The following is a 506-nucleotide window of genomic DNA, read 5'->3' as shown; positions in this document are numbered from 1 at the left end:
TATGCGGCAACTCCCCAGCCACGAGAGCGCGTCCAGCTTTTGCTCGATCACTATCGTGCGCGCATCGATCCGCGCCCGGATGGCTACAATCCCGACGACCTCGTCGAAAGCGCAAACAACCTCCTGAGCCTCGGCATCAAGGTCGGCACCGACGCCTACAAATCCGACACTGGCGCCCGCCTGTTCATGAAGAAGAGCGAGGAGCTGCAGCGGCTGCTGCATCGAACGCCGGGCTTGAAGGCCGTGCCCTACGTCAAGGGTCTGGCGGCGACCCTCAACCAGGGCAGGCTCGATGTCGATGCGACCCTGGAGGACCTGAAGGACAATCCGACGCTGACGGCTTCAATCATGGAGACCTCGATCAAGCTCGCAACGGAGCAGGGCATCTTGCGCAACCTCTCTGCCCGGCAGCCTGCGGCCGAGGATTGCGCCATGACGATCACGCTGACCCGCGAGGAGGCCTCGGAGCGCGCCAGGATGGAAGCGTCCCGCGCCAAAGAGGCAGA

Annotated in this window: 1 protein-coding gene; it reads left to right on the top strand. The window is 63.8% G+C overall.

Annotation, left to right across the window (positions count from 1 at the left end):
- Window positions 1-506, top strand: a 506-nt coding sequence (locus tag OHD58_RS30920) for a hypothetical protein (protein WP_263807318.1), incomplete at both ends; no start/stop codon positions are given.

The organism is Mesorhizobium sp. ZC-5 (assembly GCF_025753855.1).
GTDB lineage: Bacteria > Pseudomonadota > Alphaproteobacteria > Rhizobiales > Rhizobiaceae > Neomesorhizobium.
This window is presented reverse-complemented; position numbering and strand designations above follow the sequence as displayed.